The sequence below is a fragment of the Streptomyces sp. NPDC002896 genome (genome assembly GCF_040295225.1).
In the GTDB taxonomy this organism is placed as follows: Bacteria; Actinomycetota; Actinomycetes; order Streptomycetales; family Streptomycetaceae; genus Streptomyces.
The window spans coordinates 13,735-27,837 of sequence record NZ_JBEOVA010000035.1; the positions used below are offsets into that span (position 1 = coordinate 13,735).

General features: G+C 72.1%; 7 protein-coding genes. 1 reads left to right on the forward strand and 6 read right to left on the reverse strand.

Features of this window, described 5'->3' with window-relative positions:
• Nucleotides 1-119: 119 nt before the first annotated feature.
• The 4 genes from ABT009_RS39190 to ABT009_RS39205 all read right to left on the reverse strand — a co-directional run bounded on the left by ABT009_RS39190 (nt 120) and on the right by ABT009_RS39205 (nt 4,590).
• Nucleotides 120-1,325: an MFS transporter gene (locus ABT009_RS39190; RefSeq protein ID WP_502990043.1), complete on the reverse strand. Its 1,206-nt coding sequence runs from the start codon at nt 1,323-1,325 to the stop codon at nt 120-122.
• 278 nt (nt 1,326-1,603) lie between these two features.
• On the reverse strand, nt 1,604-2,062 hold the full coding sequence (locus tag ABT009_RS39195) for an ATP-binding protein (protein WP_351306082.1): 459 nt from the start codon (nt 2,060-2,062) through the stop codon (nt 1,604-1,606).
• Complete coding sequence (locus tag ABT009_RS39200; protein ID WP_351306084.1) at nt 2,059-2,253, reverse strand: DUF5999 family protein; 195 nt, start codon at nt 2,251-2,253, stop codon at nt 2,059-2,061. The genes ABT009_RS39195 and ABT009_RS39200 overlap by 4 nt, the downstream gene beginning before the upstream one ends.
• 225 nt (nt 2,254-2,478) lie before the next feature.
• Complete coding sequence (locus tag ABT009_RS39205) at nt 2,479-4,590, reverse strand: ATP-binding protein (RefSeq protein WP_351306086.1); 2,112 nt, start codon at nt 4,588-4,590, stop codon at nt 2,479-2,481.
• A gap of 236 nt (nt 4,591-4,826) precedes the next feature.
• Here ABT009_RS39205 and ABT009_RS39210 point away from each other — a divergent pair, with 236 nt between their 5' ends.
• Nucleotides 4,827-7,124 (forward strand): ATP-binding protein, encoded by a 2,298-nt coding sequence (locus tag ABT009_RS39210; protein ID WP_351306088.1) that lies wholly within the window; start codon nt 4,827-4,829, stop codon nt 7,122-7,124.
• 535 nt (nt 7,125-7,659) lie between these two features.
• Here the strand turns inward: ABT009_RS39210 and ABT009_RS39215 are convergent.
• Nucleotides 7,660-12,234 carry an HAD-IC family P-type ATPase gene (locus ABT009_RS39215; RefSeq protein WP_351306090.1) on the reverse strand — a complete coding sequence of 1,525 codons (4,575 nt, stop codon included), beginning with the start codon at nt 12,232-12,234 and terminating at the stop codon, nt 7,660-7,662.
• Nucleotides 12,235-12,522: 288 nt separating this feature from the next.
• Entirely contained in the window at nt 12,523-14,040 is a 1,518-nt protein-coding gene (gene glpK / locus ABT009_RS39220) for a glycerol kinase GlpK (protein ID WP_351306092.1), read from the reverse strand.
• Nucleotides 14,041-14,103: the final 63 nt, after the last annotated feature.

A 14,103-nucleotide genomic window follows, 5' to 3' on the forward strand; every position in this document is an offset into this window, starting at 1 on the left:
ATCCCTGCCCGCTCGTCGTCCTCCCCAGGATCACATCGGTCCCGAACCGCCGCACGGCCTCAGCCGCGCGCACCCGGACCGCGACGGCGGGCGCCGCACCGGTGTCGGACCGTGGGCCGTCAGGCCTCCACGGGCGGCCGTCGCCACAGATAGCCGCCCGCTGCGGCGGCCAGCAGCATGACGCAACCCGCGAACACCAGGCCTGCGTTGCGCAGCCCCAGCGCCATGGCCAGGGCTCCGACCCCGATGACGGGCACCGAGATCCCTCCGTACGCGACGACGAAGAACGCGGAGATGGTGGCGCCCCTGCGGGTGTCGGGAGCCGCCGCGCTCACCACGGTCAGACCCGCCCGGAAGGCCAGGCCCTGGCCGATGCCGCCCGCCACCGCACCGACTAGCAGGAGCGGCAACGACTCCAGCAACAGGGACGTCCCCACCAGCAGCAGGCCGGCCACCAGCACCAGGCAGCCCACGGGCAGGGCGCTGCGTGCCCCGACGCGGCTCATCAGCAACTGCCCGCAGGTCGAGGCGCAGAAGACCGAGAAGACGACGGCGCCGGACACGGCGAGGTTGTGCACACCCAGCGTCTGGGCGAGGAAGGCCGACGCGACCGCGGTGAAGAGGCCCAGCAGCGAGAATCCGGCGAAGGCGGCGAGCGCGGCGGGCGCGAACACACCGCGCACCTCGGCGGGGACGACCATGCCCTGCGGCCGCAGCGGAGGCCTCGCCTCGCTGCGGTGCACAGTCTCGGGCAGCAGCCAGGTGACGGCCACGGCGATCGTCAGGAGCGCCAGATGGGTGAGGAAGGGCAACTGCAGCGGCCACGGCGCATACTCGGCGAGTACCCCCGCTGTCAGGGGGCCGAGACCCAGGCCGCCCATGTTGGCCGCGGTCGCCGCGAATCCTGCGCGGGCGCGTCGCCCGGCCGGGGCGAGTTCCAGTACGGCGGCCGTGCCCGTACCACTCAGCAGGCCCGCGGAGAACCCCGACAGGACGCGACCGGCGAAGAGCAGCGGCAGTCCGCCCTCGAACAGAAAGCACACCGCGCTCAGCGCGGCCAGTCCCAGGGCGCACAGCATGATCGGGCGGCGGCCGAGGACATCGGAGAAGTCACCGGCGAACAGGAGGGCGGCGATCACGCCGACGGCGTAGACGGCGAAGATGACGGTGACGATCAGTTCGGAGAAACCGATCTGCTCACGGTAGAGCCCGTACAGCGGGGTCGGCAGGGTCGTGCCCATCATGCCGATCGCGAACACGCCCGCCGCAGCCACGTATCCGGGCCGGACGGCGCTCTGCTGACGGCTCGTATCCTGACTGATCACACCTCACCATAGGCATCGGGCGAGGCGCTTGCGGCGTACCGGCCTTACGAACGCGTCCTGGCAGGAGTGGGCCCGGAGGCGGAGGCTGTGGTGAGGGTTGTCAGCTTCCGGTCTCCGGGCCTATGGGCGTCGCTGTGTGGGCCTGAGCATCGTGTCCGCCAAGGGCATCTCCCTTCATCGGGCCTGTGTGCCGTACGGGTCGCTCCAATCGCGTCTCCCTTCCTCGGGCGTGCCGTTCGGATGGGCTACCAATCGCAACTCCCTTCGGTAGGCGCTCCCTAGGCGGCAGCGGCGCCCGCGAGCAGTTCGAACCACACGACCTTGCCCACGGCCGTCGTACTGCTGCCCCAGCAGTGGGAGAGCAGCTCCAGCAGGTGCAGTCCCCGCCCGCTCTCGTCCTCCTCCGAAGCGTGTTGCACGCGGGGCGGGGCCGGGTCGCCGTCCTCGACTTCGCAGCGCAGCCCGCCGCCCGCGGGGTGCAGTGCGAGCGTGAGCCGGATCGGCCCGCGCGCGTGGCGCAGCGCGTTGGTGACCAGCTCGCTCACCAGCAGTTCCGCGTCCTCGGTGTGCTCGTGGAGCGACCAGAGCGCCAGCTGGGCCACGGTCAGACGCCGCGCCCTGCGTACCGACAACGGGTCGTGCCGCAGCACCCAGGTGGCCCCGCAGGCGGCCCACTCGGGGGCCGGGCCACGCTGCGGGGTGCGGGGACGCGGTGCGATGGTGAGTGTCGATTTCATGCTGACGGTCCGGAAGGCGTCCGCGGGGCCGGGATGACGCGTCCGTCGGGTTGGATCTCGCCGTCGTCGGTGAAGACCACCACGCCGTTGCACAGCAGGCTCCAGCCCTGCTCCGGGTGGGTGGCCACCATGCGTGCCGAGCCGTGGTCGGGGGCGTCGGCGTGTGGGCACGAGGGTTGGTGGTCGCACATGGAACGGGCCTTCGTGGTCCTCCGCCGGCAGGCGACGGAATCTTCCAGGAACGCAGTCAGCATCGTCCGCACCGCCGAGCCCGGGGAGGGGAGAAATCCCCGAATGGGTACCTGAACCGCCATGGGTAGATCCACCGCTTTAGACGTAGAGTGATGGGCTGCTCACTTTGGGAAGTCGATGAGCGGCATCCAGCTGCCGGAGAGGATCCGGAAAGACTCAGCGCGTCACGGGTACGAAGGAGCGGCGTCGTGCAGCGCGCACCCGACGGCCGCGTCCGGCGCCAGCTCGGCTCCCTCCCGGAACGCATCCTCGTACGCCTGTTCCCCGAGGTCGCCGAGCAGCCGCGCCGCGGTCTGCTCGTGACCTGCGGCCAGATGCCGGAACCCCGACTGCGACGTGCCGATCGAACGCCACATCGCGTCCGCGGAGCCCAGCATCCGGGCGCTCGACTCCGGCTGCCCGGACGAGGCGGCGAACCAGGCCAGCACCTCCAGGCACTGCGCCATGCCCCACCCGTCCTGCACGGCCCACCTCGTGCGCAGAGCGTCTCGCACGAGCTCGGTCCCGCGCCGCGGCTCGCCCTGGCTCCAGGTGTACAGACCCAGCGCCCACAGCGCGTACGAGCGGGACCACTGGGCGCCGGCCGCGTCACACAGCGCCAGGCACTCCTCGCCGAAGAGGGCGGCCCGGTAATCGCCATAGAGGGCGCAGGCCATGGTGAGCTGATAGAGGCAGATCACCACGCCGTTGCGGTCCCCGGCCGCCCGGTGGCCCGCCAGCGCCTCCTGCAGAAGCCGTACGGCCCGCGGGAAGTCGCCCTCGTACAGGGCGAGGCCGCCGAGGTGCTGTGTGCACCTGGTCTGGGTGGGGGGATGGTCGAGGCGCAGCGCCAGTGTCCAGCACTGGTCGAGGCGCGGCTGCGCCGATGCGGTGTCGCCCTGGACCGTCGCCAGCCAGGCGTCGACCCACAGCGCGCGACCGCGGACCACGGTCTCCTCGGGCGCGAGCCGCAGTAGCCGGCCGAGCCAGTGGCGGCCCTCGCTGAGGTGTCCGCCGCAGATCCAGTGCGGCCACAGAGCCGCGGCGATCTCAAGACCCGGCCCGGCCTGGGCTGGATCCGAGCAGGAGAAGTCCAGGGCCGTCCGGAGGTTGGAGTGCTCGCTGCGCAGCCGGGCCAGCCACTCCTCCTGGCGCGGGCTCAGCCACTCCGACTCGGCCCGGCAGGCCAGGCGGTGGGACCAGTCCCGGTGGCGGCGCTGCAGTGCCGGCACGAGGCCGAGCCGGGCGAGGCGGTCCGCCCCGTACTGCCGGATCGTCTCCAGCAGCCGGTACCGCACCCGGTCGCCCTCCTCCTGCCGGATCAGGATCGACTTGTCGACCAGTGCTGACACCAGGTCGAGAACATCGTCGCGGGCGATGCCGCCTCCGGAGCAGACCTCTTCCGCCGCCTCCAGATCGAACGTCCCGGCGAATACCGACACCCGCGCCCAGAGTGCCCGCTCACCCGGGGAGCACAGGTCGAAGCTCCAGTCGATGGCCGCGGTCAGGGTCTCGTGTCGCGGCGGCGCAGCGGCGGTGTCTGTCCCTCGCGCGGGCTCCAGCCGCTGGTCCAGCCGGTTGAGGATCTGCTCGGCGGTGAGCGTCCGCAGCCCGACGGCGGCCAGCTCGATGGCGAGCGGAAGTCCGTCCAGCCGTCTGCAGAGCCGCACCACCGTGTCCAGATTCTCCGGGCCCAGTACGAACCCCGGCACCGCCTGCTCGGCCCGCAGCGCGAAGAGCCGCACGGCTGCGTAGTCGGCAAGGCACGCCGGGTGGTGCGGCACGTCCGGCGCGGGTACCGGCAGGGGCTCCACGCCCATCACCGACTCGCCCTCCAGGCGCAGGGGCTGGCGGCTGGTGGCCAGAACGCGCAGCCCGGGCGCCTCCCGCAGCAGGCAGTCGGTGAGCAGCGCGCAGCCCGTCAGCAGGTGCTCGCAGTTGTCCAGCACCAGCAGGGCCCGCTTGTCCCGCAGGTGGTCGACGAGCAGCTGCGTCGGGTGCGCCGCCGCCTGGTACCCGAGTCCGAGTGCGCCCGCGACCGTCTGCGGCAGCAGGCTGTCGTTGTCCAGCGGCGCGAGTTCGACCAGCCATACGCCGTCCGGGAAGTCCTCGCGGACCTGCTCGGCGACGCGGCTCGCCAGCCGGGTCTTGCCGACGCCGGCGACGCCGGTGAGGGTCAGCAGACGCGCGGCGGCGAGCAGCCTCCCGGCCTCGGACAGCTCCTGCCGGCGGCCGACAAGATCGGGTTCGCCGGGGAGGTTGCCCCTGTGCCGCATCGGCGCGTGCTCCGCCGCCATAGTGGTTTCACGCTAGGTCCGCCCTATGAACTGGTCAAATGCCGGTCAAATGGGGCAGCGCCCCGCAGGGACGCCTCCCGGGGCGGTGCGTGCCGGGCAGCCCGGGCATAGCCTTGGTGTGTCGGCCCGGTCCGAGCGGGTGAAAGCCCGTTGGCCGGGGCTGGTTCGAGGAATTCATGGGCGCGGCGGCGACGAGCACCTCGGCGGGCGTACAGCCAGGCAGGCTCCCGGCCGAGGTGACCAGTTTCGTGGGGCGTCGGCACGAGGCGGCCGACGTGAAGAGAATGCTGGGCACGTCCCGGCTGGTGACCCTCACCGGAGTCGGCGGGGTCGGCAAGACCCGGCTGGCGCTCCGCGTCGCCGACGATGTGCGCAGGGCGTTCTCCGACGGCGTATGGCTCGTGGAACTGGCCGCGCTGGGCAGTCCGGAGCTGCTCGTCCAGAGCGTCGCCGAGACCCTGGAGATCCGCGACCACTCGTCCCGGCCGGCCATCGACGTCCTCACCGATCACTTGCGGGACAAGCAGGCCCTGCTGGTGCTGGACAACTGCGAGCACATGGTGGACGGCTGCGCGCTGCTCACCGACCGCCTCCTGCGGGAGGCGCCCGGCCTGCGCGTACTGGCCACCAGCAGGCAGCCGCTGGGCATCGCCTCTGAGCAGAGCCTGCCCGTACCGACGCTGGAGCTGCCGAACTCCGGGGGCCGCCAACTGTCCGCCGCCGCCCTGGCCCAGTGCGACGCGGTGCGGCTCTTCGTGGATCGGGCCGGGTCGATCCTGCCCGGCTTCGCCGTCACCGAGGCCAACCGGGACGCGGTGGAGCAGGTGTGCCGCAGGCTGGACGGGATTCCGCTGGCCATCGAGCTGGCGGCGGTGCGGCTGAGAGCGCTCTCCGTGCAGCAGCTGCTGGATCGCCTTGACAACCAGTTCCGGCTGCTCACCACCGGTTCGCGGGCCGTGCTGCCGCGTCATCAGACGCTGCGGGCCCTGATCGGATGGAGCTACGACCTGTGCACCGACCGGGAGCAGCTGCTGTGGGCCCGGATCTCGGTGTTCGCCGGGAGCCTCGATCTGCACGCTGCCGAAGCGGTCTGCGCCGGGGACGGCATCGCCGGCGAAGAGGTCCTGGACCTGGTGACCGGCCTGGTGGACAAGTCGGTGCTGCTCCGGGAGGAACACCCCTCGGGAGTGCGCTATCGCATGCTGGAAACCCTCCGGCAGTACGGCAGGGAGAAGCTGGCCGAGTCGGGCGAGGAGGCGGCCCAGCTGCGGCACCACCGCGACTACTACCGGCGGCTGGCGGCGGACGCCCGGGCCGAGCTGTTCGGGCCGGGACAGGTGGCCTGGTTCTCCCGGCTCCAGCTCGAGCACGCCAATCTGCGCATCGCCCTGGAGTACAGCTTCGCCCAGCCCGACGAGGCCCCGGTCGGTCTGAGCATCGCCACCGACCTCCTCTACCACTGGATCACCAGCTACTACCTCGCCGAAGGACGCCGCTGGCTGGACGAGGGACTCGGCGCCTGCGCCGAACCCACCGAGGTCCGGGCGCGCGCACTGTGGACCGACGCCTGGCTGGCCATCATCCAGTCCGACACCGACGCCGCCTCCGCGATGCTGGAGGAGAGCCGCGACCTCGGGACCCGGCTCGGGCTGGACTCCGTCCTCGCCTACGTCGCGCTCTACTCGGGCATGGTCGCCATGTACCGCGGCGAGATCGAGTCCGCGATCAGGCTCTACAAGGACGCCGTGGCACGCCATCGCGCCACCGGCGATCCCGTCGGGCTCGCGCTTGCGCTGATCCGGCTCTCGCTCGCCCACTCCTTCTCCGGCGACTCGCCGGGCGCCATCGCCCTGGGCGAGGAGTCGCTCAACGTCTGCGACGCCTACGGCGAGGGCTGGCACCGGGCGTACACGATGATGGCCCTCGGGATCGAGGTGTGGCGCCAGGGCGATACCGAGCGCGCGGCCACTCTGGAGAAGGAGAGCCTCGCGTTCAACCGCTCGCTCGACGATCCGCTCGGTGTCGGGGTCAACCTCGAGGTGCTCGCCTGGATCGCGGCCACCGAGAAGCAGTACCGGAGGGCGGCGGGACTCCTCGGAGTCCTGCAGACCATCTGGCAGGCGATCGGCGCGCCCCTGTCCGGGTACGGGCACCTGGTGCACTACCACGAGGAATGCGAGGCGAGCACGCGCCGCGCCGAGAGCCAGTCGTCCTTCGAGACGGCGTTCAGGCTGGGCGCCGGACTCTCCTACGAGGAGGCGCTGGCCTACGCGCTGGAGGACAGGCTTCCGGCAGAGGAACCGTCAGACGAGGCGGAGACAACGTCGCCGCTCACTCCCCGGGAAACCGAGATCTCCCAACTGGTCGCGCAGGGTCTCAGCAACAAGGAGATCGCGGCGACGCTGGTGATAGCCCAGCGCACGGCGGAGGGCCACATCGAGCACATCCTGAGCAAGCTCGGCTTCAACTCCCGCGCACAGATCGCGGTGTGGGCCACCGAGCAGCAACGGGCCACGGTCGACGGCGACGGCTGACGTCAGGCTCACCAGTTGGATTAGCCAACCGTAGTGATGCTGTGGCAGGGTGTGACGCGCACGCCCGGCGCCCAGGCGACGTCGGGCACCCTCCCCGGCCAGGTCTTACCGGCCTGACCGGCCAGCGTCCGGAGGGACGTGTCACGCGGGCCGACGGCTTTGCCCATCGGCACCAGGGCACGAAGACGATTGGCGGCATGGGGCGGTCTCCACGCTCCGGTCCTGTGTAACCCATGGGATCGCTAAGCCATTCAGAGACGCTGCCGGACCCGCAGCCCGACATGCCCGGCCGCGGTGGTGCCCGTCGTACAAGGGGGCGGGGCCGGCCGGGCCCGGCGGGTGCCGGGTGAGAAGACGATCACCCATCGGCAGGGACGCGCGTGGACGCTGCTCTCCGAAGGCTGACGGGCGGGCCCCGCGTGGCACTCATCCTGGTGCGGCTTAGGCGTTATTGCAAGTTACTTGCAATAACGTGATCGGATGCAGCGAACGATCACGGCTCCCGGTCGCCACGGAAACCCGCCCGACCCGACGATCAGACCGACCGCCACTCCGAGGACGCCCGCGGCGAGGGAATGCGGCGCGCCGATGAGCGGTCCTCGTACCGTGGCAGCCCGCCGCGAGCGGGGCCCTGAGCCTGCAGGCCCCGAGCGGTGACGCGCTGCCACGCGGCGGGCAGCAGGACGGATCCTGCCGCCGCTGCCAGGCCGATCGTCCACCCCGCCGGACCGAGCGGCCGGCTCCCGAAGAACTGGCTGAGGCCGGGAACGGCGACGACCAGTACGAGCGCCGCCAGCGATCCCAGGGCCGCGCCGGCCACCACCGGGTCGCGGCCCGCGTCCGCGAGCGTCTGCAGCAGCTGCGATGCGACGAGGGCGACCAGGGCCACCGTGTCGGCCCGGGCGCGGGTGCCGGTCATGCGGGCGACGATCCAGGCGCTGCCCGCCGCGGCCGCGGTGATGGTGGCACGCAGACGGATGTGGCGCGTGAGGGCCTTGCCGAGGGACGCCTCGGGGCCTTCCGCAAGCAGCCGTTCGGCGCGGCCCGCCGGAGGACGGGCGGCGATGGCCATGGCCGGCAGCATGTCGGTGAGGAGGTTGACGAGGAGCAGCTGACGCGCGTTCAGCGCGCTGCGTCCGGTGAGCAAGCTGGTCGCCAGGGTGAAGGCGATCTCCCCGAGGTTGCCGCCGAGCAGGATGCCCAAGGCCTTGCGGACGGAGCCCCACATGGCCCGTCCTTCGACGATGGCGTCGACGATGGTCTCGATACGGTCGTCGGTGACCACCACGTCGGCCGCGGCGCGCGCGGCGGGCGTCGCCCGGGAGCCGATGGCGATGCCGACGTCGGCGATGCGGATCGCGGGTGCGTCGTTGGCGCCGTCGCCCGTGACGGCCACCACCCGCCCTGCCGCGCGCAGCGCGGTGACGATGCGTACCTTGTGGGCGGGCGTGACCCGGGCGAAGACCGCGACGTCCGGCAGTGTCCGGGCGAGCGCGGCGTCGTCGAGGGAGTCGAGCTCGGCCCCGGTCATCATCCGCAGGTCCGCGTCGGGTTGCAGCTCGCCGGCGATCGCGGCGGCGGTGCTGGGGTGGTCGCCGGTGAGCATGACGATCCGTACTCCGGCCGCGGCAAGGCGGCTGACGCTCTCCGCGGCGGTGGCCCGTACGGGGTCGGCCAGGCCGAGCAGGCCCAGCAGGCACAGCCCGTCGACGTCCTCGTCGAAGAGAGCGCTCTCGCTCCGCGCGGCCTCGGTGGGCAGGATGCGCTCGGCGACCGCGAGGACCCGGAGGCCACGCCGGGCATGGCGGTCGATCTCCTCGTCGATCAACTCCCGCAGCAGGTCGTCGAACGGTGCGGTGGTGTCGTTCCGGCGGATTCGGTCGCAGCGGGCCAGCACGACCTCCGGGGCCCCCTTGACGACCAATCGTGCCTGGGTGTCCACCCTGCCGAGTACGGCGTGATAGCCGCGTGCCGGTTCGAACGGCAGCTCCGTCACTCGCTCCCAGGTCTCCGAGGGCAGCCCGGCCGCCAATACCGGGCCGGCGCCGAGCAGTTCTGCCGCGGCCGCGATGGCCCGGTCGGTGGGGTGGGTGAGCGTCTCGGCCGGACCCGCAGGACCCGCGAGCACCGCCGTGGCGACCACGCGCCGCAGCGCGGGAGTGAGCTGCTCGGTCGGTCGCCGTTCGAGGCCGTCGGACACCTGCCGCAGGCTGATCCGCCCCTCGGTGAGCGTGCCGGTCTTGTCGAAGCAGAGCACATCGGTACGGCCGAGCGCCTCGATGGTGGGGGCGCTGCGTACGAGGGTGTTGCGGCCGGACAGGCGGCGGGCCGCGGCCAGTTCGGCGACCGTGGCGACGAAGGGAAGCCCTTCCGGTACGGCGGCGACGCACAGGCTGACCGCGTTGCCGAGGGCCGCACCCAGGGGCCGCATGCGCGAGAGATCGGCGAGGAAGAGGACGACGCCCGACGCGATGGACAGCGGCAGGAACCAGCGGCCGAGAGCGTTCAGACGGCGTTCCACGCCGCTTTCCGGGACCCCGGCCTCAGGGGCCGCCTCCGCGGCGCTGCCCGCCTCGGTGCCGGCGCCGGTGGCGACGACCACGGCGAGCGCGCTGCCGGCCGCCACGGTCGTGCCCTGGTAGAGCATGGACGTCCGGTCCGCGACCGCCCGCGCGGCCGTCGGCGCAGGTGTTTTCGTGACGGGCAGCGACTCGCCGGTGAGGCTCGACTCGTCGACCTCCAGGCCCGTCGCGTGCACCACCCGGCAGTCGGCCGGGACCGCGTCACCGGCCAGCAGCTCGATCACGTCGCCGCGTACCAGGCGGTCGGCGGACGTCTCGATGACGCCGGAACGTCCGGCCCTGCGCAGCCTCACGCGCGCCGAGGTCGCTTCGACGAGCCGGCCCGCCGCGCGGTCGGCCCCCACGCGTTGTGCCCCGCCGACGAGTGCGTCGACGCCGAGGACTCCGCCGATGAGCACCGCATCGACGACGGAGCCGAGCGCCGCCGAGATTCCGCCGCCGATCGCGAGGATGGGGGTGAGCGGGTTGGCCAGCTCTTCCGCGACCCTGCCGATCAGGGTGACAGCGCCGGCCGGCCGTTCCGTCCCTTCGAGCTGGCGGCGCCGTGCGGCCTCGGCATCGTCGAGTCCCCTGGTCGACGTACCGAGTCGTGCCATGATCTGACGTACCGTCATGGCGTGCCAGGGTGTGCGCTCGACGCCGGCCGGGGCCGGACGGTCGCGCAACCGCCAGCCCGCCCATGTCCCCGCCACCAGCCCGGCGATGGTCACGCTGTCCGCCACCAGACGGGCGCGCGCCCATGCCCCGCGGCGCGGCACGGCGAGCGCGACGGTGGCGCCCACGAGTGCCCCGGCGGCCTCCATACGGGCGCAGAGCAGGCTCAATCGGCGCGCCTCCGGCATGGCGGTCAGCAACAGGTGCGCCACGCCGGGCGGTGCGGCGATGTCCGCGTCCCACGGCACCTGGCGGGCTCCGCTCGTCACACCGATGCCCAGGTCGGCGCGGCCGAGAGCGCGGCGGGTCCGCGTGGTGACCACGGCTACGCCATGGCCTTCCTCCTGGAGGGAGCGGACCAGTGCGGCCGTGCGGGTGCCGCCGGTCGGCACGGCCTCGTCCAGCCCGAACCTGCGGTGCAGCCCCGGCACCCCTCCCACGAGCACCACCCGGCCGCACCCGCGTGCCGCCTGCACCAAGTGCTCGGCGAGCGGGTGAAGTTGAGGGACCAGTCCGGCCACGGCCACGGGCCTGTCGTGCCGGAGGACAAGCAGAACCCGCGCGCCCTCCTCGGCCCACTGCCTCGCCAATGCGGCTGTCTCCTCGGGCAGTTCGACGTCCGGCGCACCGGTGTCCACGTCGGCGTACGGCCGCACCGCCCAGCCTGCGCGCTCCTGCGGCTGCGACGGGTCGGCGTCGTCCATCAACTCGTGGATCCACGCGTGGATTTCGTCGACGTCGGGAGTTCCACTCTCTTCACCGACATCGGGTGCCGACGCTTCGGGCTGGGCGTCGGACGGCGGGAGAGGTGTCAGCGTCCCGACCGTCCAGGTACCTGTGGCCAGCACCTGGGCGTCGAGGACGACGGTGTCGATGCGGTCGAGGCGGCGCAGCGCCTCGGGCCGCAGAATCAGCGCTCCGCGCGTGGATGCGGTCTGTGCCACGGCGCACGCGAACGACTCCCGGCCGAATCTCGGGCCTCTCGGTGTGCCGGCGATCAGCAGGGCCAGCCCTCGGTCGTGGCTGAGCGTGCCGACCGCAGTGAGCCCGTACGCGGCGAGGGCGGCGGGGACGGCCACGTTGGCGTAGCGCTCCACCGGCCCGGGCGGCAGTGGAGCGGGCCGTTCGTAGGCCGGTGCCGCGTCATGGCGGTACGCACCCTCGCGCCCGGCCAGCCGCTGCGCCCAGTCGTGCCAGGCCCTGCGCCGGGCCTGGACCTCGGCATACCTGGCCCAGGCCAGGGCGGTGGCGACGGCGACGCCCAGCGGGCGGAACATCAGCGTCGTGGTGAGCAGGTTCGCCGCGGCCCAGCCGCTCTCCGCGGCCGCGGCGCCGACTCTGCGGGCGACACCCTCGCGTACCCGCGGCGTCGCCTCGGCGAGCTGTATCGCCGCCGACAGGGCCGGGGGCAGGCCGCGGATCCTGATCGTCCGGCCCACCGTCGCCACGCCGAAGGCCACCACGCTCGCGCCGAGTTGGACGGCCGCGCCGATCGCGGGGGCGCCGGGGTAGCCGACGGCACGGGGTGCCCGCTCGGCGTCGGCGCCGGTCTCGGGCCCGCCCTTTCCGTCTGCGGCCTCAGCGGCGGCCTCGGCGTCGGCTTCCGCGACGAGGCGGGCGACGCCGTCCAGGTCGGCCTCAGCCGGATCGCAGCCGACGTATACACACCCGAGCGTCCCGTTGACCTCGGCACGCCTCACTCCCGGTACGCCGACCAGCCCTGTCTCCAGGTCGCGGGCCGCCTGGGCCGTACCCGGCCTCCCCAGGTTGCGGACCTCGATCTGCACGCCGCCGGGGGCCTGCCATGTCCGGGTTATATGCGGTGTCATCAGGCGCCCGAGCGCACTCAGGCCCGCGGGCGCGGAGGTCACCATCCCCATGACGCTCCGGACCGTTCCGGAAAGGAGTGACCGGATCACGCGGCCTCCACCATGGGCCGGCAGTGGTGCCCGTCAGTGCCGCCCGGGGAACGACACCCTGTCCTCACCAGTATGACTTCGTCCCGCCGGTACCGCCCTTCGACGGCCACCGTCCTCCGCGATCCCTGAAGGTGGACCTCGGTATCCGCACCGCGCACCGGCCACGTCCGCCGACGTACGCCACGGCGGCGGGAGCACAGGCCGCTTTCGTGCGGGAGCACAGGCCGTGCTCAAGCCAGATCGTCAATCGACCTTGGCCCAGTTGAGAGTGCGCTCCACGGCCTTCTTCCAGCCCGCATACCCCTCCGAGCGCTGCTCGTCGCTCCACTGCGGGTCCCAGCGCTTGGACTCCTGCCAGTGGGAGCGCAGTTCGTCCTCGTCCCGCCAGAAGCCGGTGGCGAGTCCCGCGCCGTAGGCGGCGCCGAGCGCGGTGGTCTCGGCGACGACCGGACGGCTGACCGGCACATTCAGGACGTCGGCCTGGATCTGCATGCACAGGTCGTTGGCCGTCACGCCGCCGTCGACCTTGAGCACGTCCAGATGCACACCGGAGTCCTGTTCCATGGCTTCCACCACGTCGCGGCTCTGGTAGCAGATGGCTTCCAGAGTGGCCCGGGCCAGGTGGCCGTTGGTGTGGTAGCGGGCCAGGCCGACGATCGCGCCGCGCGCGTCGGAGCGCCAGTAGGGGGCGAACAGCCCGGAGAACGCCGGGACGAAGTAGATGCCGCCGCTGTCCTCCACTGTGCGGGCGAGCCGCTCGCTCTCCGCGGCATCGTTGATGATCTTCAGCTGGTCGCGCAGCCACTGTACGGCGGAGCCGGTGACGGCGATGGAGCCCTCCAGCGCGTAGATGGGCGCGTTGTCGCCGAACTGGTAGGCCACGGTGGTGAGCAGGCCGCTCCGCGACCGGACGAGTTCGGTGCCGGTGTTGAGGACGAGGAAGTTACCCGTGCCGTAGGTGTTCTTGGCCTCGCCGGGTGCGAAGCAGACCTGGCCGACGGTGGCGGCCTGCTGGTCGCCGAGCACGCTGGTGATCGGGATGGCGGCCCGGAGCGGCCGCTGGGTGCGGGTGTGGCCGTATGCCTCGGCGTGGGAGGACGGATTGATGGTCGGAAGCATCGCCCGCGGGATGCCGAAGAAGGACAGCAACTCGTCGTCCCAGTCGAGGGTTTCGAGGTCCATCAGCATGGTGCGGCTGGCGTTGGTCACGTCGGTGGCGTGGATACCGTCCTCGGGCCCGCCCGTGAGGTTCCACAGCACCCAGCAGTCGGTGTTGCCGAACAGGGCGTGCCCCTGCTCGGCGGCCTCGCGGACTCCGTCCACGTTCTCCAGGATCCACTGGATCTTGCCACCGGAGAAGTAGGTGGCCGGCGGCAGTCCCGCCTTGCGGCGGATGACGTCTCCGCGGCCGTCACGTTCCAGCGCGGCGGCGATGGAGTCGGTACGGGTGTCCTGCCAGACGATGGCGTTGTAGTACGGGCGTCCGTTGCGCGGGTCCCATACGACGGTCGTCTCTCGCTGGTTCGTGATGCCGATCGCGGCCAGGTCGGACGGCGACAGGTTTCCGTGCCGCAGGGCGTTCTGCATCACGGAGTTGGTCCGCTCCCAGATCTCCACGGGATCGTGCTCGACCCAGCCCGAGCGGGGCATGATCTGCTCGTGCTCCAGCTGGTGCCTCGCCACTTCGCTGCCGTCGTGGTCGAAGATCATGAAACGGGTGCTGGTGGTGCCCTGGTCCACCGCGCCGACGAAGTCCGCCATGGGTTACCGCCTCTCCTCGGAGGATGCGCAGGGTCCTCTCCTCGGAGGATGCGCAGAATCCGG

Bases quoted from the DNA above. Each gene is read 5' to 3' on its own strand.
- ABT009_RS39200 (WP_351306084.1), bottom strand. From the start codon at position 2,253: ATGTGCGACCACCAACCCTCGTGCCCACACGCCGACGCCCCCGACCAC.
- ABT009_RS39215 (WP_351306090.1), bottom strand. From the start codon at position 12,234: ATGGTGACCTCCGCGCCCGCGGGCCTGAGTGCGCTCGGGCGCCTGATG.
- ABT009_RS39195 (WP_351306082.1), bottom strand. From the start codon at position 2,062: ATGAAATCGACACTCACCATCGCACCGCGTCCCCGCACCCCGCAGCGT.
- glpK (WP_351306092.1), bottom strand. From the start codon at position 14,040: ATGGCGGACTTCGTCGGCGCGGTGGACCAGGGCACCACCAGCACCCGT.
- ABT009_RS39205 (WP_351306086.1), bottom strand. From the start codon at position 4,590: ATGGCGGCGGAGCACGCGCCGATGCGGCACAGGGGCAACCTCCCCGGC.